This window comes from Streptomyces sp. NBC_00076 (assembly GCF_045041235.1).
Taxonomy (GTDB): Bacteria; Actinomycetota; Actinomycetes; order Streptomycetales; family Streptomycetaceae; genus Streptomyces.
Window position 1 is genome coordinate 9,646,390 of sequence record NZ_CP108242.1, and the last position, 19,103, is coordinate 9,665,492.

Annotated in this window: 17 protein-coding genes; 8 read left to right on the forward strand and 9 right to left on the reverse strand. The window is 72.2% G+C overall.

Features of this window, described 5'->3' with window-relative positions; translation table 11 throughout:
* Window positions 1-64: 64 nt before the first annotated feature.
* On the reverse strand, window positions 65-1,198 hold the full coding sequence (locus tag OHA64_RS43220; protein ID WP_405624359.1) for a methyltransferase: 1,134 nt from the start codon (window positions 1,196-1,198) through the stop codon (window positions 65-67).
* Window positions 1,199-1,265: 67 nt separating this feature from the next.
* On the opposite strand from OHA64_RS43220, the gene OHA64_RS43225 reads away from it, so the two are divergent.
* The 3 genes from OHA64_RS43225 to OHA64_RS43235 all read left to right on the forward strand — a co-directional run bounded on the left by OHA64_RS43225 (window position 1,266) and on the right by OHA64_RS43235 (window position 3,825).
* Entirely contained in the window at window positions 1,266-1,916 is a 651-nt protein-coding gene (locus OHA64_RS43225) for an alpha-ketoglutarate-dependent dioxygenase AlkB family protein (RefSeq protein WP_405622668.1), read from the forward strand.
* Window positions 1,917-1,952: 36 nt separating this feature from the next.
* Window positions 1,953-3,191: an ROK family protein gene (locus OHA64_RS43230; protein WP_405622669.1), complete on the forward strand. Its 1,239-nt coding sequence runs from the start codon at window positions 1,953-1,955 to the stop codon at window positions 3,189-3,191.
* A 166-nt stretch (window positions 3,192-3,357) separates the two neighbouring features.
* Window positions 3,358-3,825 carry an RpiB/LacA/LacB family sugar-phosphate isomerase gene (locus tag OHA64_RS43235; RefSeq protein ID WP_405622670.1) on the forward strand — a complete coding sequence of 156 codons (468 nt, stop codon included), beginning with the start codon at window positions 3,358-3,360 and terminating at the stop codon, window positions 3,823-3,825.
* A gap of 59 nt (window positions 3,826-3,884) precedes the next feature.
* Here OHA64_RS43235 and OHA64_RS43240 read toward each other — a convergent pair whose 3' ends face one another.
* The 3 genes from OHA64_RS43240 to OHA64_RS43250 form a co-directional block, all read right to left on the reverse strand.
* Window positions 3,885-4,793, reverse strand: a complete 909-nt coding sequence (locus OHA64_RS43240) for a phosphotriesterase (protein WP_405622671.1) — start codon at window positions 4,791-4,793, stop codon at window positions 3,885-3,887.
* A complete protein-coding gene (locus OHA64_RS43245) occupies window positions 4,790-5,374 on the reverse strand; it encodes a DUF4865 family protein (protein ID WP_405622672.1) in 585 nt (194 codons plus the stop codon). The genes OHA64_RS43240 and OHA64_RS43245 overlap by 4 nt, the downstream gene beginning before the upstream one ends.
* A gap of 85 nt (window positions 5,375-5,459) precedes the next feature.
* A complete protein-coding gene (locus tag OHA64_RS43250) occupies window positions 5,460-6,032 on the reverse strand; it encodes a TetR/AcrR family transcriptional regulator (protein WP_405622673.1) in 573 nt (190 codons plus the stop codon).
* Window positions 6,033-6,241: 209 nt separating this feature from the next.
* Between OHA64_RS43250 and OHA64_RS43255 the strand changes: the two genes are divergently transcribed.
* The 3 genes from OHA64_RS43255 to OHA64_RS43265 are packed head-to-tail and all read left to right on the forward strand — an operon-like array spanning window position 6,242 to window position 9,854.
* Entirely contained in the window at window positions 6,242-6,541 is a 300-nt protein-coding gene (locus OHA64_RS43255) for an SHOCT domain-containing protein (RefSeq protein ID WP_405622674.1), read from the forward strand.
* The gene (locus OHA64_RS43260; RefSeq protein ID WP_405622675.1) at window positions 6,538-7,296 is read left to right on the forward strand and encodes an ABC transporter ATP-binding protein; all 759 of its coding nucleotides are present in this window, start codon (window positions 6,538-6,540) and stop codon (window positions 7,294-7,296) included. The genes OHA64_RS43255 and OHA64_RS43260 overlap by 4 nt, the downstream gene beginning before the upstream one ends.
* The gene (locus tag OHA64_RS43265; RefSeq protein WP_405622676.1) at window positions 7,293-9,854 is read left to right on the forward strand and encodes an ABC transporter permease; all 2,562 of its coding nucleotides are present in this window, start codon (window positions 7,293-7,295) and stop codon (window positions 9,852-9,854) included. The genes OHA64_RS43260 and OHA64_RS43265 overlap by 4 nt, the downstream gene beginning before the upstream one ends.
* Window positions 9,855-9,973: 119 nt before the next feature.
* Here OHA64_RS43265 and OHA64_RS43270 read toward each other — a convergent pair whose 3' ends face one another.
* Both OHA64_RS43270 and OHA64_RS43275 read right to left on the reverse strand, forming a co-directional pair.
* Window positions 9,974-10,522: an ATP-binding protein gene (locus tag OHA64_RS43270; RefSeq protein WP_405622677.1), complete on the reverse strand. Its 549-nt coding sequence runs from the start codon at window positions 10,520-10,522 to the stop codon at window positions 9,974-9,976.
* A 185-nt stretch (window positions 10,523-10,707) separates the two neighbouring features.
* Window positions 10,708-11,031 (reverse strand): hypothetical protein, encoded by a 324-nt coding sequence (locus tag OHA64_RS43275; protein WP_405622678.1) that lies wholly within the window; start codon window positions 11,029-11,031, stop codon window positions 10,708-10,710.
* A gap of 343 nt (window positions 11,032-11,374) precedes the next feature.
* Here OHA64_RS43275 and OHA64_RS43280 point away from each other — a divergent pair, with 343 nt between their 5' ends.
* Window positions 11,375-12,496, forward strand: coding sequence for a PLP-dependent cysteine synthase family protein (locus OHA64_RS43280; protein ID WP_405622679.1), 1,122 nt, complete (start codon window positions 11,375-11,377; stop codon window positions 12,494-12,496).
* 98 nt (window positions 12,497-12,594) lie between these two features.
* On the opposite strand, the gene OHA64_RS43285 is transcribed toward OHA64_RS43280, so the two are convergent.
* Together OHA64_RS43285 and OHA64_RS43290 are read right to left on the reverse strand one after the other, a co-directional pair.
* Window positions 12,595-13,068 carry an SRPBCC family protein gene (locus OHA64_RS43285; protein ID WP_405622680.1) on the reverse strand — a complete coding sequence of 158 codons (474 nt, stop codon included), beginning with the start codon at window positions 13,066-13,068 and terminating at the stop codon, window positions 12,595-12,597.
* Window positions 13,069-13,126: 58 nt separating this feature from the next.
* Window positions 13,127-13,960 carry a DeoR/GlpR family DNA-binding transcription regulator gene (locus OHA64_RS43290; protein ID WP_405622681.1) on the reverse strand — a complete coding sequence of 278 codons (834 nt, stop codon included), beginning with the start codon at window positions 13,958-13,960 and terminating at the stop codon, window positions 13,127-13,129.
* Window positions 13,961-14,287: 327 nt separating this feature from the next.
* Between OHA64_RS43290 and OHA64_RS43295 the strand changes: the two genes are divergently transcribed.
* Window positions 14,288-16,648 carry a hypothetical protein gene (locus OHA64_RS43295; protein ID WP_405622682.1) on the forward strand — a complete coding sequence of 787 codons (2,361 nt, stop codon included), beginning with the start codon at window positions 14,288-14,290 and terminating at the stop codon, window positions 16,646-16,648.
* Here the strand turns inward: OHA64_RS43295 and OHA64_RS43300 are convergent.
* Window positions 16,618-19,053, reverse strand: a complete 2,436-nt coding sequence (locus tag OHA64_RS43300; RefSeq protein WP_405622683.1) for a right-handed parallel beta-helix repeat-containing protein — start codon at window positions 19,051-19,053, stop codon at window positions 16,618-16,620. The two genes, OHA64_RS43295 and OHA64_RS43300, sit on opposite strands and share 31 nt — an antisense overlap.
* Between the last annotated feature and the right edge of the window lie 50 nt (window positions 19,054-19,103).

Consider the following 19,103-nt stretch of genomic DNA (forward strand, 5'->3'; position numbering starts at 1 on the left):
TCGATGGGCCCGACCGTCTCGTGACGACGCCGGACCTGTCTTCCGCTCTCCTGCGACGGCTCGGCTACCGCTTGACGGCCCTCAGCAGCACGAACTTCGGGTCACTGGCGACAAGTCGACTGTTGCCGAACAGGCGCCGCAGCTTCACGTGATACCCGAGATGCCGGTTGCCGATCACCCACAGTTCGCCGCCGGAACGCAACGCCCGCTCGGCATCGGTGAACATCCGCCACGCCGTCGCGTCCGTCGTCGCCTGGTGCGAGTGGAACGGGGGATTGTTGAGCACGAGGTCGACGCTCCCGCTCGGTACCCCCGCCAGCCCGTCCCCGACCCGGAACTCCGCCTGCCCGGACACGTCGTTCACCTGGTACGTCGCCTCCGCCGAGGCCACGGCCTGGTAGGACTCGTCCACGAACAACACCTCGGCCTCGGGATCGGCCAGCGCCACCGCCGTACCGACGACGCCGTTCCCGCATCCCAGGTCCACGACCCGCCGCAGGCCCTTCGTATCCGGCAGGTGCCGGAGCAGGAACCGGGTGCCGACGTCGAGCCGGTCGGCGCAGAAGACACCGGCGTGATTGACGACGGTGCGTCCCGACACCGGCCCGATGCCGTCGGGAAGGAGGTAGCTGTACGGCCAGGGGGATCCGGCCCTTTCCCGCGCCGGTTCCGGCGTGCAGAAGATGAGCCGCGCCTTCTTCTCGGCGAGCGAGGTCCGGGTCGGTCCGAGGATCCGCTCGAACAGCCGGAGCGTCGAGGTGTGGATCTCCTTCACCATGCCGGTGCCGACGACGACCGTGCCTTCGTGCACGGCGGGCGCCAGCCGCAGCAGCTGGTCCTCCAGGAGCGCCAGGCTCTTCGGCACGCGCACCAGCAGGACGTCGACCCGGGCGGGCGGAGTGTCCCGCGTGGTCAGCAGCCCCACCGAGCCGGCCTCGACGCCGCGCCGCGCGACGTTGGCCCGGGTCGCCTCCCGGGTGAGGAACGAGTCGGTGATCTGCGCAGGGCGGTGCTCCGCGAGCGCCGTGACCAGCGCGCCCCAGCGGTCACCGACCACCACGACCGTGCCGGACAGCGGGACCTGCTCGTCCACGAGATGTCGGAGCAGGTACTCGTCGGAGGAGTCCCAGGCCCGCAGCCGGTCACGCGGGTCCTCGGGGAAGCGGGACAGCTCGAACTCGCCCCAGTGCGTCTTCATACGGTCGTTCATCGGGGCCAAGGCTAGCCGAGCCGCAGCTCATGGCTTGTCAGGCAGGATGGAGAGCATGGACGCCGGACTGTTCCCCAGGCCCCGTACGCAGATCGCACCCGGAGCGGTGCACGTGCCGGACTGGCTGGACCCGGCCCGGCAGCGGGAGCTGGTGGCGGCCTGCCGGGAGTGGGCCCGCCCACCGGCCGGACTGCGCACGGTCCGCACCCCCGGCGGCGGCACGATGACCGCCCGCCAGGTCTGTCTGGGCTGGCACTGGCATCCGTACGCCTACGCCCGCACCGTCGTCGACGGCGACCAAGCCCCGGTCAAGCCGTTCCCCGACTGGCTGGGAGAGCTCGGCCGCCGTGCGGTGACCGACGCGCTCGGCAGTGAGGAGGCCACGAGCGCCGCCTACGACATCGCGCTGATCAACTTCTACGACGGGGACGCCCGCATGGGCATGCACCGCGACAGCGACGAGAAGTCGCCCGCCCCCGTGGTGTCCCTGAGTCTCGGCGACACCTGCGTCTTCCGCTTCGGCAACACCGAGACCCGCACCCGCCCGTACACCGACGTCGAACTGCGCAGCGGCGACCTGTTCGTCTTCGGCGGCCCCTCCCGGCTCGCCCATCACGGAGTGCCCCGGGTGCACCCGGGCAGCGCGCCGCCCGAGCTGGGACTGACCGGACGGCTGAACATCACGCTCCGGGTCAGCGGTCTGTAGGTGGCCGCACTTGCGGATCATGGGAGACTCGCCTTCATGAGCGGGAAGGCGGACCCCCGGGCGACGGGGGAAGGAACCACCTCGAGGACGCGATTGGACCGGGGGCGCGGTGCGCTCGGGCCCGCCCTGGAACTGGTGCACACCGGACGAGCGCCGACCCGCGCCGTGCTCACCGCCGAACTCGGGGTGACCCGGGCCACGGCCGGTGCGGTCGCCGCCGAACTGGAGGCGCTCGGGCTGATCCGGGTGGACGCCAGGCCCGGCGCCGCGGCCGGTTCGCAGGGGCGGCCCTCCCACCGGCTCGCCGTCGCCGAGGACGGGCCCGTGGTCCTCGCCGCGCAGGTGCACGCCGACGGGTTCCGGGCGGCCCTGGTCGGTCTGGGCGGCCGTATCGTCGCCACCGCCCCCGGCTGCGAGACCGTGGACGCCGACCCCGCGAAGGTACTCGGCTCCGTCGTCGAGGCAGGGGCCGACCTGCTGCACACCACCGGACGCAGTTGCGTCGGCGCCGGCCTCGCCGTGCCGTCCGCCGTCGCCGAGCCGGAGGGCCTCGCACTCAACCCCCTGCACCTGGCCTGGCCGGTCGGCGCGCCCGTGCGCCGGATCTTCGAGGAGTGCGTGCGCGCGGCCGGCATCACCGGACCGGCGTTCGCGGGCAACGACGTCAACCTCGCCGCGCTCGCCGAGCACCGGCACGGCGCGGGCCGCGGCGCCCGGGACCTGCTGTGCGTGGCCACCGGACACCGGGGCGTGGGCGGCGCGCTGGTGCTCGACGGGCGTCTGCACACCGGGAGTTCGGGCCTGGCACTGGAGGTCGGCCACCTCACCGTCCACCCCGAGGGCCGCCCCTGCCACTGCGGCAGCCGGGGCTGCCTCGACGTCGAGGCCGACCCGCTGGCCTTCCTCACCGCCGCCGGGCGCGATCCGGGACCCGAGGTCTCCCTGCTGCAGCAGGCCCATGACCTGATCCGCGACCACTACGACGACCCGTCCGTCCGCACCGCCGCCGAGGCCCTCATCGACCGGCTCGGCCTCGGTCTCGCGGGACTGGTGAACATCCTCAACCCGGACCGCATCATCCTCGGCGGTCTCCACCGCACCCTTCTGGACGCCGACCCGGACCGACTGCGGGCGGTCGTCGCCGACCGCAGCCTGTGGGGGCAGAGCGGCGGCGTCCCCATCCTGGCCTGCACCCTCGACCACAACAGCCTGGTCGGCGCGGCGGAGCTGGCCTGGCAGCCGGTCCTGGACGATCCGCTGGGCGCCCTGACCTGACCACCCGCTCAGGTCTCCTCGGCGGTCACCGGAATCCGGGCCCGCGGCGATCGGGTCGGCGTCGGCGCGCTCAAGTCGGTGTTCGCCAGGGCGGTCACACACAACCGCCGGGGCCCCTTCTCACCCGCGCACCGGGGACGTGCGCCGTCCCGAGTACGCTCGGGGCATGCGGATCTCCGTCTCCTCGGACATGGACGAACCTGTCGCGCGCAGCCTCGTGGCACAGCTGCGTACCCGCGGCCACGACGTGGTCACCTACGGCGCGCTGGACCCCGGCGACGATCCCCGGTGGGCGGTCTGTTCGGCGACCGCGGCCGGCGAGGTCGCCGCCGGGCGGGCCGACCAGGCGATCGTGTGCTGCTGGACCGGCACCGGTGCCTCGATCGCCGCGAACAAGGTGCCCGGCGTGCGCGCAGCCCTGTGCACGGACGCCTACACGGCCGGCGGCGCCCGCCGCTGGAACGACGCCAACGTCCTCGCCCTCAGCCTCCGGCTCACCTCCGAGCCCCTCCTCAAGGAGATCCTCGACGCCTGGTTCGCCGCCGAGGCGGGCCAGGACGCGGACGACCGGGAGAACGTGGCGCACATCGAGGGCCTCGACCTCGGCGGGGCCGGTCCCGGCGGCGATCACTGACGGCCGGACCGTCCGTGCGCGGGTGCGCGTCTGCCGTGACCTGTCGTAGCCCTTCCTGGTCAGCGCCACGCCACGGCGAAGGCTCGGCCGGGGTTCTCCATGAGGATCTGCCGCACCAGTTCCTCGCCCAGCGCGAGGGCGAGGCGTGGCCGTACCCGGCGCAGCAGGTACGGCATGCCCGGGCCGCCGTTCGCCGCGCGGGCCGCCGCGGTCGTGGTGTCGCCGCCGAGGAGCAGCCGGTCCCCGTGGCCCGCGTCGGCGAGCGCCCGCACTGCGTCCGGCATGCGCCAGTCCGTGGCGTGGTTCGCGCGTGACGGCCCGTCGAACGCGAGATAGCAGCCCGACTCGGCGGCCTGCCGGTGCACCTCGACATCGGGGGAGCGGTTGAGGTGACCCAGGATCACTCGATCCGGTGGCACCCCCAACTCGCCGCACAGCAGGTCCAGTACGTCCAGGGCGCCGGTGCCGAGCTCCAGATGGACGGCGATGGGCGCCCCGGTCGCGTGGTGGGCCTCGGCCGCCGCGCCCATGGTCCAGCGGGCGTGCGCGTCGAGGGCGTGGAATTCGCCCGCCACCTTGATCAGCCCCGCGCGGACCCCCGAGGTGCCGATGCCCTTGGTCAGTTCGGAGACGAACACCTCGGCGAGCCGGCCGCGCAGTGCCCCGAGCATCCCGTCGTCGTAGTGCACGGCCTGGTGCAGTCCCGTCGCGGCCACCACGTGCACCCCGGTCTCCCGGGACAGCTGCGGCAGATCGGCGGCTCGCCGGCCCAGTCCGTACGGCGTCCACTGCACCACGCTGCCGCCGCCCAGCTCACGGAACGCGGTGAGCTCGGCGCGCGCCGCGGGCACGCTGCGCAGTTCCTGGCCGGGCAGTCGGGGGCTGCCGAAGAACAGGTGGTCGTGCGCGTCGCACACGCCCAGGTGGTCGGGAGGGACGTCACCCAGCACCGTACGGACCGCGCTCACCACTGGCGCCCGCGCGGCAGCCGGTCACGTCCCGGCGCCGACATGTGGAGCACCCGGAACACGTCTCCCTCGGCCTTGGGCGTGTCGTGCTCCCAGAGCGAGAAACGGACCAGCTCCCAGCGTCCGGTGTCCACGGCGGTCGCCGCGAGCACCGCGCCGTCCTCCCCGGCCAGCCGCCCGGTCTCCCGTACGGCGTCGTCCATCAGGGCCGCCAAGTCCACGCCGTCGGGAACGGGTTGGCGCTGTCGCACCGCCACCCGCGCCGGGGCACGGGCGGCGCCGCCCTCCTCGTACGCCACACCGGTCCACTGACGCACCGAGGGGCGCCCGAAGTCGTTGCTGAGCCCCTGGAAGGCGCCTCCCCACAGGAAGGAGTTCATGCCCTCCACGCTGTTCCAGAGGTAGAAGGGCGCGTACTGGTTGACGGGTGAGCCGTCCACGCCGCGCTCGCGCAGCAGATAGGTCTTGAAGCCGAGGCCCTCCCAGTCGTCGAGTAAGTGCCCGATGCGGGAGACCCGGTCGCGGATGACGTCCGTGTCGTAGTCGGCGGGCAGGGTGAGCTCGTACTGCATGGCGTGCATCAAACGCCTCCTCAGGCGGGATACCCGGCGGGACTGACGAGGCAGGCGGGCCTTGCCGGGTGGTGTGGGAATTGCATGAACTCCCTTACGTGATCGGGTCGTTCGGAGGGGTGAGCAGGGACAGCAGACCTCGCACGCCCGTGTCGAAGGCCGCGGGTGAACCGGACGCGCGGGCGAGGACATAGCCGCCCTGGACGGTGGCGAGGACGGTTGCGGCGATCTCCTCGCCGTCCAGCGAGGACGCGAACTGGCCCAGCTCCTTGCCCTCCTCGACGATCCCGGCGATCAGCTCGCGGATCCGGTCGAGCGTCTCGTCGACCGGCGCCCGCAACTCGTCGCTCGCGACGATGTCCGGATCCATCGTCAGCCGCCCGATCGGACACCCCCGCAGCACATCGCGCTCGCGCAGCAGATAGGCCTCGATCCGCTCGTACGGCGTGCCCGGCCCGCCGAGTACTCGCTCCGCGGTAGCCCCCAGATCCTCCGCCGTGCGCCGGATCGCGGCCAGGGCGAGATCCGGCTTGCCCTTGAAGTGGTGGTACATGCTGCCCTGTCCGGCACCCGCGCGCTCCAGGATGGCCTTGGGGCTGGTGCCCACATAACCCCGCTCCCACAGCAGCTCACGGGTGGATTCGATCAGGCGCTCCGAGGTGCTCATGCAGCGACTGTACATACTAGTAGTTACAGAAGTCGAGCCCCAGGAACAGCCTGCCGAACAGCCTGAGAAGCAGCGGATACCTCCTCACGTACTCCCCGCGAGGTACGCCCACTGCCGCTGGCCGTAGGACGACCTACCCCCCTCCCCGGCGGGAGTCTCAAGACATCAGCCGAAAACGCACCAAAGACCCACCGAGGAGATGACCTCAGATGCAGACCCTGGCGAACTGGGACGGCGGACCCGGCCCATGGATTCTGTTCTTCCCGCTGATCTGGGCGGCCGTCGTGATCGGCGTCGTCACCGTCCTGCGCCGCACGGTGTGGCGGGGCCGCCGCGGGCCGTGGCGCGCGATGACCGACACCGGCCCCACCGGCCCGTCCGGCGACTCCCCGATCGCGATGCTCGGCCGCCGATTCGCCTCCGGCGAGATCGACGAGGACGAGTACTGGCGCCGGCTGTCCGTCCTGGACGAGCAGTTCGGCCGTACCGGCAAGGGCGGTGCGGCATGACCGCCACGACGATCACCACCGGCACGCGGCCGGCCGCCCGGGTCGTCGACGCCGTGAAGGTGTACGGCGGCGGTGACACCAGCGTGAGGGCCCTGGACGGGGTGAGCGTCGGCTTCCCGGCCGGCCGCTTCACCGCGATCATGGGGCCCTCGGGCTCCGGCAAGTCCACCCTGTTGCACTGCGCGGCCGGGCTCGACACCCTCACCTCGGGCGCCGCCCACATCGGCGACACCGAGCTGGGCACCCTCGACGACCGCCGCCTCACCCTCCTGCGGCGCGACCGCGTCGGCTTCGTGTTCCAGGCGTTCAACCTGGTGCCGACGCTGACCGTCGCCGAGAACATCACTCTGCCCCTGGACCTCGCGGGCGGCAAGGGCGACCCGGAGTGGATCGACGCGCTCGTCGACGTCGTCGGCCTGCGCGACCGGCTCCACCACCGGCCCTCCGAACTCTCCGGCGGCCAGCAGCAACGCGTCGCCGTGGCCCGCGCGTTCGCCGGCCGGCCGGACATCGTCTTCGCCGACGAACCGACCGGCAACCTCGACTCCCGCTCCGGCCAGGAGGTTCTCGGCCTCCTCGGTCGCGCCGCGCGCCAGACGGCCCGCACGGTCGTCATGGTCACCCATGACCCGGTCGCCGCCGCCCACGCCGACGAGGTCGTCTTCCTCGCCGACGGACGCCTGGTCGACCGCATGGAATCCCCGACCGCCGACAAGGTCCTGGACCGCATGAAAGCCTTCGAGGTGCCCTCATGAACGCCTCCGTACGTCTGAGCGTGTCCTCCCTGCGCAGCCACAAGCGGCGCTTCGCGGGGACGTTCCTCGCGGTGTTCCTCGGCGTGGCCTTCCTCGCCGGAACGCTCGTCATGGGTGACACGCTGCGCGCCAATTTCGACACCATGTTCGGCAACGCGACCAGCGGCACCGACGCCGTCGTCCGCAGCGCCGACGCCATCACCACACCCGGGGAGAGCCAGGGCGTACGACAGCCCGTCGCCACGAACCTCGCCGACACCGTCGAGAAGGTCCAGGGCGTCGCGGCCGCCGCGCCCGACATCCAGGGCGCCGGCCAGCTCGTGGGAGCGAACGGCAAGCCCATCGGCGGTCAGGGCCCGCCCACTCTCGCCGGCAACTGGATCACCGACCCGGAACTCAACCCGTACCGGCTCGCCGAGGGCCGCGCTCCGGAGAAGTCCGGCGAGGTCGTCGTCAACCGCGGCACCGCGAACAAGGGCGACCTGAAGATCGGCGACACGACGACCCTGCGCACTCCCGATCCCGTCAAGGTGACGATCGTCGGACTCGCGACCTTCGGCGGCGAGGACGGCATGGCCCAGGTGACCTTCACCGGTATGACCCGGGCCGACGCGGAGAAGTACCTCACGGTCAGGCCCGGGCAGGCGGCGAGCATCCAGGTGCGCGCCGGGCCCGGCGTCAGCCAGCAGGAACTCGTCGACCGGCTGACCCCCGTGCTGCCCGAGGGAGTCGAGGCCATCACCGGTCAGGAGTCGGCCGAGGAGAACACCGACATGATCTCCAGCCAGTTCCTGACCGTGTTCACCGCCTTCCTGCTCGTGTTCTCCGGCGTCGCCCTGCTGGTCGCGACCTTCTCCATCCACAACACCTTCGCGATCGTCGTCGCCCAACGCACCCGGGAGAACGCCCTGCTGCGTGCCCTCGGCGCCTCACGCCGTCAGGTCACCGCGGTCACCCTGGTCGAGGCGAGCGCCGTGGCCGTGATCGCGTCGGCCGTGGGTCTGGCGGGCGGCGTCGGTATCGCGGCCGGGCTGCAGGCACTGTTCCCGGCCATCGGATTCCCCTTCCCCGAGGGGGACTTGGTGATCAGCTCCCTGTCGATGCTCCTGCCGCTCGCGGTCGGCATCGTGGTCTGCCTGGGCTCCGCCCTGCTGCCCGCCGTACGAGCGGGCCGCACCGCTCCGCTGGCCGCCCTGCGTGAGACCGCGGTCGACACCTCCGGCGCCTCCCGCGTCCGTGCCGTGACCGGCATGGGCCTGGCCGCCCTCGCGGTCGCCGTGACCCTCACCGGCGTTCTGGTCTCGCCGTCCCTCTGGCTGGCGGGAACCGGCGCCGTGCTGGCCCTGGCCTCCTTCGTGGTCCTCGGCCCGGTCGCCTCCACGACGGCCGTACGCGTCCTCGGCGTCCCCCTCGACAAGCTGCGCGACGTCACCGGCGGGCTCGCCCGGCGCAACGCCCTCCGCAGCCCCAGGCGGACGGCGGCCACCGCCGGCGCGCTGATGATCGGCGTGGCCGTGGTGTCGCTGTTCACGGTGTTCGGCGCCTCGCTGAAGGCGACCATGGACCAGACCGTGTCCCGGTCCTTCGCCGGCGACGTCGCCGTCAGCACGCCGTCGTTCGGCGCGGGCGGCAGCGGTCTCAGTCCCCGGCTCGCCGGGGCGGTCCAGCGGTTGCCCGAGGTGGACACGGCCGTCGGACTCGGCCGCGGGGTCGCCGAAGTCGACGGCAGGGGAAGGGCGTTGACCGTCACCGACCCGGTCGCGCTGGAGCGCACCTTCGACCTCGGCGCGGTCGACGGCTCCCTGCGCGCCCTCGGCACCGACGGTCTCGCCATCACCGAGAGCGAGGCCGACAAGCAGGGCCTGAAGACCGGCGACAAGGCGCACCTCACCTTCACCGACGGCGAGAAGGAGACCTTCACCGTCCGAGCGGTCTACGGCCGGTCCGAACTCGCCGGCGAGTACGTCATCACCCGCGCCGCGTGGGCCCCGCACCGCACCCAGGACGCGGACACCCTCCTCGCCGTAGCCTTCAAGGACGGTGTGAGCGCCGACGCGGGCAAGGCCGCCGTCGAGAAGGTCGCCGACCAGTACGGCAACCCCGACGTGCAGACCCGCGACGAGTACGCGCGGTCCTCGGCCGCGGGCATCGACATGATGCTCACCCTCGTCTACGCGCTGCTCGCCCTCGCGGTGCTCATCGCGCTCCTCGGTATCGCCAACACCCTGACGCTGGCGATCCACGAGCGCACCCGTGAACTGGGACTCCTGCGGGCCGTCGGACAGACCCGGTCCCAGCTGCGGGCCATGGTCCGCTGGGAGTCGGTCCTGGTCGCCGCCTTCGGCACGGTGGGCGGGCTCGGCCTCGGCGCCTTCCTCGGGTGGGTGCTGGTGGAGGCCTCGGACGGCGCGAGCGACAGTACCTTCGCCTTCGCGATGCCACCACTGCAACTCGCGGTGGTGGCGCTGGTGGGCCTCACGGCAGGTGCCCTCGCGGCCCTGCGCCCGGCCAGGCGCGCGGCACGCCTGGACGTGCTGCGAGCCATCGCCACGGAGTGAGGCCGCGGCAGGCGGACAGGCGGTGCGGCCGCGTGGCCTCGAAGCACCTGTCCGGTCCGTCCCTGCAGGCTCAGTGCCACCGAGCGGAGCGCCCCGGTGGCACCGGCGTCACCGCCCGGTCAGCCGGCAACGGCCGACCGGGCGGGAGCGTGTTCCGGCCTGCGCAGGTCGACCGGCTGCTCGACCGTCGTGAAGGAATGCGCGGGCTTCTCGAGGACCTGACGCCGAGGCGGGCGCGCGGAACCCGCCCGCGGGGACGACGGCGTCGTCGTCGGCAGCGTGAACCACACGACCTTGCCGGACTCGCCGTCCGGCCGCACGCCCCAGCTCTCACTGACCGCGGCGACCATCGCGAGTCCACGCCCACAGGTCGCCAGCGCGTCCGCGTCCTCGATGGATCCCACGACCGGCAGACGCGGGTCGTGGTCGCGCACCGAGACCTTGAGCCGGTCGAGCACCAGCTCGATCTCCACGGTGCATGTCTTGTCGGGCCGGGCATGTCGGTGGACGTTCGTCAGCAACTCGGTCACACCGAGTGCCGCCCGGTCGATGAGCGGATCCAGATGCCAGTAGCGCAACTGCGCCGATACGATTCTGCGGACCTGGCCGATCCGCGACGGCAGGGCTTGTAGCTCCACCGTGCAGTGCCTGCTTGGGTGACTGATCACGGCTGCGACTCCCCGACATAGAGGTCCGGAAGAACACGGAGTTCGGATCGATCCAGCAAGTGCCTGAGTGAACAGCCGCCTGCTGACGTGGCCGGCGGGCTGGTTCGCAGCGTTGTCGCCGGTAAACCCAGAGTGATGTGGGACCAGCGTGACGCAGGGGACGTGGTCCCGCAACTCGCGGTGACTCAGTGACTACGCCCCGCAGCCTTCCGTACGGCCTCGATGAACCGGCGTGCCGCAGGCGGCCCCGGCTCCCCGGGGGCGGGATCGTGCTCGCCGAGGGTCAGCACGTAGCGCTTGCCGTTGAGGTCCGCCAGGGCCCGGTCCTCCGAGGCGAACCAGGGCTTGGACGCGCGCACCGCCTGGACGGGCGCGCTGTCGATCTCACTGCCGTAACTGGTGAGCAACTCGAGCCTGCCGTCGCTGATCCGGACCTGCCCGGCCCGGGTGAGCGAGCGCAGCCACTTCCCTATCCGCACGCCCGACGCCGTGAACTCCGGCTCCGCCATCCCGCCCGCCCCCTTGTGCCTCTGGATGCCGACCCCCCGCTCCCGCGTGGGCCGTTGTCCTGTTCGTGTCGTGATCCAGTGCGCGCCCCCGCTCGGGACCTTCGTCCCGTCGGGCAGTCTGCCCGCCCTCGCCGTCGAGCACCAGTGTGCACGGCCCCCTCGCCCAGAGCGCCCGGAGCACTCGCGCGAATGCGCCCCCACGTCGCGGCAGCTCGCTGCCCCAGGGGCGCCTTTGAGGTGCTCAAAGGTGTGTTTATGCAGGTGAGAAGCGTGCGGAAGGTGTCTATGATCGGTGTGTCGGCCGCGCGACGCGCCGTCGGCGCGCAGCTTAAGGAGCCCCGCCGTGAGCACCCCTCAACAGACCCGGACCGGCGAAACCCTCGACGTCGACCACAGCGACGCCACCTACCGAGGCTGGCTGAAAGAAGCCGTCCGCAAGGTCCAGGCCGATGCCAACCGCTCGGCCGACACCCATCTGCTCCGGTTCCCGATTCCGGAGCGGTGGGGCATCGACCTTTACCTGAAAGACGAGTCGACGCATCCGACGGGCAGCCTCAAGCACCGGCTGGCCCGCTCGCTCTTCCTCTACGGTCTGTGCAATGGCTGGATCCGGCGGGGGTGCCCGGTGATCGAGGCGTCCAGCGGTTCGACGGCCGTGTCCGAGGCGTACTTCGCGAAGCTGATCGGTGTGCCGTTCATCGCCGTGATGCCGCGCACGACGAGCGCCGAGAAGATCCGCCTGATCGAGTTCCACGGCGGCCAGTGCCACTTTGTGGACGACCCGCGCAAAATGTACGAGGAGTCCGCCCGCCTCGCGGTGGAGACCGGCGGCCACTACATGGACCAGTTCACCTACGCGGAACGGGCCACGGACTGGCGCGGCAACAACAACATCGCCGAATCCATCTTCCGCCAACTCCGGCTGGAGCGGTTCCCGGAGCCGGCGTGGATCGTCGCCACGGCCGGCACCGGCGGCACCTCGGCGACCCTCGCGCGCTACGTCCACTACATGCAGTACGACACCCGGATCTGTGTCGCCGACCCGGAGAACTCGTGTTTCTTCGAGGGCTGGACCACCGGCGATCCGGACGTCACGTGCGACTGCGGCTCCCGCATCGAGGGCATCGGCCGCCCCCGTATGGAACCGAGCTTCGTGCCCGGCGCGATCGACCGCATGATGAAGGTCCCGGACGCGGCCAGCGTTGCCGCCGTAAGGGCCCTGGGGCAGGCCATCGGCCGCAGGGCGGGCGGCTCGACCGGCACCGGGCTCTGGAGCGCGCTGAAGATCGTCGCGGAGATGGTTGCCGAGGGGCGTCAGGGGAGCGTGGTGACGCTGCTGTGCGATCCGGGCGACCGCTACCTGGACAAGTACTACTCCGACGCATGGCTTGCCGAGCAGGGCCTGGACATCGCGCCGTACACCGCGGCGATCACCTCGCTGCTCGAGACGGGCGTCTGGCGCTAGCGCCACCACCCCGTACGGTCACCGGGTCGCCGGCCGGGTGGTGGCATGACGTACATGGTGCTGATGGGTAAGACCTCCTGAGGCCTGACGCCGTGGCGTCAGCGCGCTGCCAGCCGCCGGTCCAGCGAGGTCACGGCGGCGCGGAAGGCGCGCCCGAGGCCCGGGCCGGCGAACCTCAGGGCGAGCCGGAAAGCCGCCGTCCCGTCGGCGGCGAAGGACCACCGCACCCGGGTACCGGTGCCCGCCGGGACGAGCCGCCACTCCTCAGCCAGCGCGCGGGCTCCCGGCGCGTTGGTCAGGTCGACGCGGTACGCGTACACCTCGGACGGCTTGGCGGCGAGCACCGTCTCCAGGAAGCGGCCCCCGCCCCTGAGCCGGATGTCACGCCGGGCTCCGTCGTCCACGGGCCGGGCGGACGTCACCGCCGCGAACCACTCGGACCAGCCGGGCACATCCTCGGCGAGCGCACCGAAGACCGCATCCGGAGCAGCGGAGATCTCCCGCTCGAAGACAAGCCGTACGGGCGCGGTCTCGACGAACTCGAGCTCCACCGGACGCAGTTGACGAGCCATGGGCGAAACCCCCACGGAAAGACGGCGGTTGACCGGGCCCTGTCACCCTAGCTGACGGTCAGTCACCTGTCTGCGCCTCGTCGGGCTCACCCGCGACCACCAGCCGCCGCAGATGCTCCGACACCTCCGCGCGCGCCCCGGCCGACAGCCCGGAGTCCGTCACCAGCGTGTCCACCTGCTCCAGCGCCGCGAACGAACTCAGGCCCACCGTCCCCCACTTGGTGTGGTCGGCGACCACCACGACCCGCCGCGCGGACTGAACCAGCCGACGGTTGGTCTCCGCCTCCGCGAGGTTCGGCGTGGACAGGCCGGCCTCGACCGATATCCCGTGCACACCGAGGAACAGCACGTCGAAGTGGAGCGCCGCGATCGCCTGGTCGGCCACCGGCCCCACCAGCGAGTCCGATGGAGTGCGCACCCCGCCGGTCAGCACCACCGTGGCCGCGCCCTGCCGGGGGCCCGAGGTGCGCTGCGCCGCGTGGAAGACATCGGCCACCCGCACCGAGTTGGTGACGACGGTCAGATCCGGCACGTCCACCAGCTGGTGCGCGAGCGCGAAGGTCGTCGTACCGCCCGACAGCGCGATCGCGCTGCCCGGAGCGACCAGCTCGGCCGCGGCCCGCGCGATGTCCTCCTTGGCGGACAGCTCCAGACCCGACTTCGCCTCGAACCCCGGCTCGTGCGTGCTCGCCTCGACCACCGGGACGGCACCGCCGTGCACCTTCTCCAGCACGCCCTGCCGGGCCAGCGCGTCCAGATCGCGCCGCACCGTCATGTCCGACACGCCGAGCTTGCGGGTCAGCTCGTTGACGCGGACACCGCCACGACGTCGGACCTCGTCCAGGATCAGGGCGCGCCGCTGCTCCGCGAGGAGGTTCTGATTCTCACTCACGTACGCTCCGGTCCTTTCGCCTCAAGCCGTCCGACACGCTCCGCGCACCCTCCGCCGACTCTCGACGTCGCTCGAGCCGGGGGACCCCACTGACGAGGCCATTTTGCCCGTCCCCGGCGCGCGGACGCCCCATCCTTGCACGCGCCGCGCCGGGCCGCGCCACTGACCGTCCGGACTCCCGTATGTCATCGCGGCGACATCCTGGCCCCGGCTGTCACACGTATCGGGGAGAATCCGTGACGGAGGGTGTGCGTCGCGCTCCTCAGGGGCGATCCTTGTGCTCGCACGGACAGATGCCGACGGCGCGTCACGGGGGAAGTGCGAACAGTGGAACCTGCGCAGGAACATGTCCCGACCCAGAGAGCGGACGGCTGCGTCCCTGGGCCCGAGGAAGCCGGAACCGCCCTGGAACTCCTGGTCCACGGAGTGGGCGGCACCACACCTGGACAGATGCTGGACGATCCGCGCACGGTGCGGATCTCCGGCGACGACATCGCGGCGGTCTTCCGGCGCGCCGAGGACGCCGACGCCGAGTCCCGGCCCGACGACTACCGCGGGCGGCCGGTGCCGGAGGCGTACGTCTGGTGCAACCTCACCTCCGGCAACGGCACCCGCGCCCTGTGGCTGCTGCTGTTGCCGTTCATGGTCGTCAACCTCGCGCACTGGATGCGCCCCACCGCCCGGGGCCGCAGACGGACCGTGCGCCTGTACGGCCTGCTGGTGCGGCTCGCCGGCCTCACCCTGACCGTGCTGCTGGTCGCCGCCGCCTGCGAGGTCGCCCTGGACCTGGTGGCCTGGCAGTGTGCGGGCACGCGCGCGTGCGCCGAGCGGCACTCCTGGCTGGGCTTCCTGTCACCCGTGGTCTCGGACGGCGGCTGGTGGAGCCGGCCCGGCCGTCGTCTCGTGGTCGCCGGTCTGGTCCCGACCGCCCTCACCGCCCTGCTGTGGTACCTGTCCCACCGCACCTGGAGCGCGTACGAGTCCCAGCAGCCGATGTCCCGCACCCCTGAGCCCGAGGAGGAGACCGGCCGCACCGCGCTGAGCCGACCCGGGTTCTGGTACGGACGCCGCCTGGTCGCCCGGTTGCGCGCCGCCCACACCGCCGCGGGCCTGCTGACGGTCGCCGCGGCGGTGGGCACCTCGGCCGCCCGCTTCGACCACCGGCCCGGTGGCTCCGCACTCCTCGACGTTCTGGGCCGGCTCCTGGAGGCGGCGCTGGTCGTGGCCGCCGCGGGCGTGGTGTGGGTGGTCTGCCGACGAGGCCGCAGCGAGCACCGCCTCGACCGGGAGCTCGACGAACACCTCGTACGACGTCTGCCCCTCACCGCCGTCGCCCTGCTGGTCCTCGCCGCCGTGTACGCCGGCTGGGAGCGCCCCGGGTGGGAGTCGGCCGGCCGGCTGCCGGGCGACACGACCTTCGGCGGCATCGCACTGATCCAGGGCCTGCTGGTGATCGCCCTCGGTGTGGTCGCCCACGTACTGCACCGCGCGCACCCCGACTCGCGCGCCGCGATGCGCGGCCTGGGCGGCCCGGCCGTCGCGATGCTGGCCTGTGCGCTGGGCGGGGTCATGTCCGGCGGCGTCTCCCAACGGGTCTCCGACTGGCTGGACGGTACCGGCACCAACATCCCGGGCCCGCCGGTCCTGCTCACGTGGCAGGCGTCGGTGATCCCACCGCTGCTCCTCGTACTACTGGCGCTGTTCGCCTGGCTGGGACGGCGTACCTGGCTGCTGCGCCGTCTCGAGATGGCCGAGGTGGAGCGCGACTACCCCGACGAGCCGCAGGACCTCACCCGCACCCGCCGCATCGCCCGCATCCGCGCGATGGCCGGCCTCACCGACCGCGCACCCCTGCTCGTCGCGGTCACCTCCACCACGACCCTGCTGCTCGGTGCCGCGGCCCTGGTCGGCGCGATGACCACCGACCAGACACCCGGCGAGGCGGCCCAGCACACCTACGCCGTCGTCGAGAGCGCCGCCGAGACCGCTCAGGCACTGGGCTCCTGGCTGATCGGACTCGGTTTCATCCTCTTCGTCACCTGGGGCCGGCGCGCCTACAAGGATCCCTCCGCGCGTCGCACCATCGGCATCCTCTGGGACGTCGGCACCTTCTGGCCGCGTGCCGCCCACCCCTTCGCCCCGCCCTGCTACGCCGAGCGCGCGGTACCCGACCTGACCTGGCGGATGGCGACCTGGACCCGCGCCACCGGCGGCCGACTCGTCATCTCCGGTCACTCACAGGGCAGCGTGCTCGCCGCCGCGGCGGCCTGGCAACTCACCCCGGCAGTCCGCAGACGGGTCGCACTGCTGACCTACGGCTCCCCGCTGGAGCGCCTCTACGGCCGCTGGTTCCCGGCACACTTCGGCCCCGCGGCGCTCAGCGCGCTGCACCACGACGTGGACTGCTGGCGCAACCTGTACCGGCCCACCGACCCCATCGGCGGCCCCGTCCGGCTGACCGGCGACTGCGGCCCCGAGGTGGACCACGAGGCCCTCAAGGACCCGCTCGTATACGGCCGTACGCCGCGACACCCCCTGCCGGCGGCGATCCTCGGCCATTCCGACTACCAGGCCGACCCCGTCTTCGCCGAGGAACGGGAACGGTTGTTGGGGCGACTGCCGCCGGACCTGCCTACGCCGCGACGCGATGGAGAGCCTCAGGGCAAGTCGGGCAGATCCTCGCCGTAGAGCAGTGTCAGGTCGTCCTTGCTCGGGTCGTCGACGTGGGCGACCCGGCTCGCGTGCCGCTCGACCATCGCCTCGAAGGTCTGGCGGGCGGTACGGCCGTTGCCGAAGGCGGGGCCCTTGGGGAGCGTCGTGAAGTACTTCAGCAGTGCGTCCGTGGCACCCGGCGCCAGCCGGTACTCGTGCTCCTCGGCCTGCTGCTCCACGATCCGCAGCAGTTCCTCGGGGTCGTAGTCGCTGAAGGTGATGGTCCGTGAGAAGCGGGAGGCGACACCCGGGTTGACCGACAGGAACCGTTCCATCTCGGCGGTGTAGCCCGCGACGATCACCACGACCGCGTCCCGATGGTCCTCCATCAGCTTCACCAGCGTGTCGATGGCCTCCTTGCCGAAGTCACGGCCCGAGTCCTCCGGTGACAGCGCGTACGCCTCGTCGATGAACAGCACTCCGCCGCGCGCCCGGTCGAACGCCTCCTGCGTACGGATCGCGGTGGAGCCGATGTGCTCGCCGACCAGGTCGACGCGGGACACCTCGACCAGATGGCCCTTCTCCAGCACCCCGAGAGAGGCGAGGATCTCGCCGTAGAGGCGGGCCACCGTCGTCTTTCCGGTGCCCGGTGAACCCGTGAAGACCAGGTGGCGCTTGACCGACGCGGCCTTCAGGCCGGCCTGCTGACGTCGCCGGCCCACCTCGATCATGTCGGTGAGGGCCCGCACCTCGCGCTTGACGCTGTCCAGGCCCACCAGCGCGTCCAGCTCACCCAGCACGGCCTTCGAGGTACGCGCCGGCTGTTCCGGCTCCGCAGCGGTGACCAGCGGCTCCTGCTCGGTGCTTCGCTGCCCGGGGATGGAACCCAGCAGACCGGGAGACCGGGGCGCCGTCTCCACGGCCGTCTCCCGCGCTGCGGGCGTCCTCGGACCGCCGCTCTCGTCGCTGGTGCAGTCCTCCACCACGGGACCCGCGCCGGACGCCGCGTCCGGGGTGTCCGCGAACTCGTAGCCGCCGCGCGCGCACCGCTCCGTGCGGCACTTCCTCAGGGTCGTACGGCAGCCGTCGATCACATGGAAGCCGTAGCCGCCGCTGCCCGTGACCCGGCAGTTCAGGAAGCTGCCCCGGCCGCCGGCCGAGACATAGAAGCCCGCTTCCGTGGGGGAGTCGACCGTGCAGCGCTCGATCGTCGGGTCGGCGCCCTTGGTGACGATCACACCCGTCTGCGTGCCGTCCACGGTGCAGTTGTTGAGAGTGCCGCCGCTGCCGTGGTCACGGAACCAGGCACCCGTCGCCGCGTCCCGGATCCGGCAGTCGTCGAGCTGGGCGGTGGCGCCGTCGCTCACCGACACGGCGGTGTTGCGGACCTGGGAGAGATCGCTGTCCACGACGTCCGCGCGGGAGCCGCGGTCGAGGACGAACAGGGCGTCCGGCACGTCGTGCACCCGGCACGAGTCCAGTACGGCGGTCGCGCCGTCACTGACCCAGACGGCCGGATAGTCCCCCGTGCTGTCGAAGATCTCGCACTGGTTGGCGTCCACGCGCGTGCCCGGGTCCCACACCGACAGGCCGTTGCGGCCGAACTGACGCACCGTCGTCCGGGTCAGCGTCAGAACCGAACGCGAGCGCAGGTCGACCGCGTTCTCAGGGATGTCGTGGATACGGCAGTCGGCCAGGGTCAGCACGGCGTCCGTGTCGAGCGTGACGCCGTCGGCGGTGGTGCGGTGCACATCGCAGTCGGTGAGGTGGGCGGTCGCCCGGCCGGTGACCTGGACACCGCTGCCGCGGACCTCGTAGACCTCGCAGCCCACCGCCTCCAGCGCGGAGTTCTCACCGGTCGCCGACAGGCCCACCCCCGAGGTGTGGTGCACCCGGCAGCGCTCGAGGCGGGGGTGCGCGCCGCCGCGTACGGCGACACCCGCCTGGCCCGCCGCGACGACCTCGCACTCCTCGAACACCCCACCGCCGCCGTCGAGTACGGCGATGCCGATGCCGGCCGGGTTGTCGACGGTGCAGCGCCGCACCGTCGGCCGCGCGCCTCCGCGCACCTCGATGCCGGCCGCGGACCGTGTGACGATGCGTACGTCGGTGAGTTCCGGCGTGCCCTCCTCGACGAGCAGGGCGGGCGCGGCGGCGTCCTGGCCCTCGATGTGCAGGTCCTGGACCACGGCCGAGGCCCGCACGGTCAGCGGCACCCCGTCCACGGGCGCGATCCGCACCGACCCGGGGGAGCCGTCCGGGCCGCGCAGGGTCACCGCACGCTGGACGACGAGGTTCTCCCGGTAGGTGCCGGGGGCGACGGTGAGGACGTCGCCGTCGGCCGCGGCCTCCAGGGCGGCGGCGAGCGACGCGTACTCACCCGTGCGGCGCCGCCACCTCGATGTGCCGGTGTGCGTCACCTGGACCGTGCCCTGTGCCATGGCGTTGCTGTGCCCCCACCTCGTGGTACGCGGGTTGATGCCGAATGCGT

Bases quoted from the DNA above. Each gene is read 5' to 3' on its own strand.
- OHA64_RS43220 (WP_405624359.1), bottom strand. From the start codon at position 1,198: ATGAAGACGCACTGGGGCGAGTTCGAGCTGTCCCGCTTCCCCGAGGAC.
- OHA64_RS43225 (WP_405622668.1), top strand. From the start codon at position 1,266: ATGGACGCCGGACTGTTCCCCAGGCCCCGTACGCAGATCGCACCCGGA.
- OHA64_RS43230 (WP_405622669.1), top strand. From the start codon at position 1,953: ATGAGCGGGAAGGCGGACCCCCGGGCGACGGGGGAAGGAACCACCTCG.
- OHA64_RS43235 (WP_405622670.1), top strand. From the start codon at position 3,358: ATGCGGATCTCCGTCTCCTCGGACATGGACGAACCTGTCGCGCGCAGC.
- OHA64_RS43245 (WP_405622672.1), bottom strand. From the start codon at position 5,374: ATGCACGCCATGCAGTACGAGCTCACCCTGCCCGCCGACTACGACACG.
- OHA64_RS43250 (WP_405622673.1), bottom strand. From the start codon at position 6,032: ATGAGCACCTCGGAGCGCCTGATCGAATCCACCCGTGAGCTGCTGTGG.
- OHA64_RS43255 (WP_405622674.1), top strand. From the start codon at position 6,242: ATGCAGACCCTGGCGAACTGGGACGGCGGACCCGGCCCATGGATTCTG.
- OHA64_RS43260 (WP_405622675.1), top strand. From the start codon at position 6,538: ATGACCGCCACGACGATCACCACCGGCACGCGGCCGGCCGCCCGGGTC.
- OHA64_RS43265 (WP_405622676.1), top strand. From the start codon at position 7,293: ATGAACGCCTCCGTACGTCTGAGCGTGTCCTCCCTGCGCAGCCACAAG.
- OHA64_RS43275 (WP_405622678.1), bottom strand. From the start codon at position 11,031: ATGGCGGAGCCGGAGTTCACGGCGTCGGGCGTGCGGATAGGGAAGTGG.
- OHA64_RS43285 (WP_405622680.1), bottom strand. From the start codon at position 13,068: ATGGCTCGTCAACTGCGTCCGGTGGAGCTCGAGTTCGTCGAGACCGCG.
- OHA64_RS43300 (WP_405622683.1), bottom strand. From the start codon at position 19,053: ATGGCACAGGGCACGGTCCAGGTGACGCACACCGGCACATCGAGGTGG.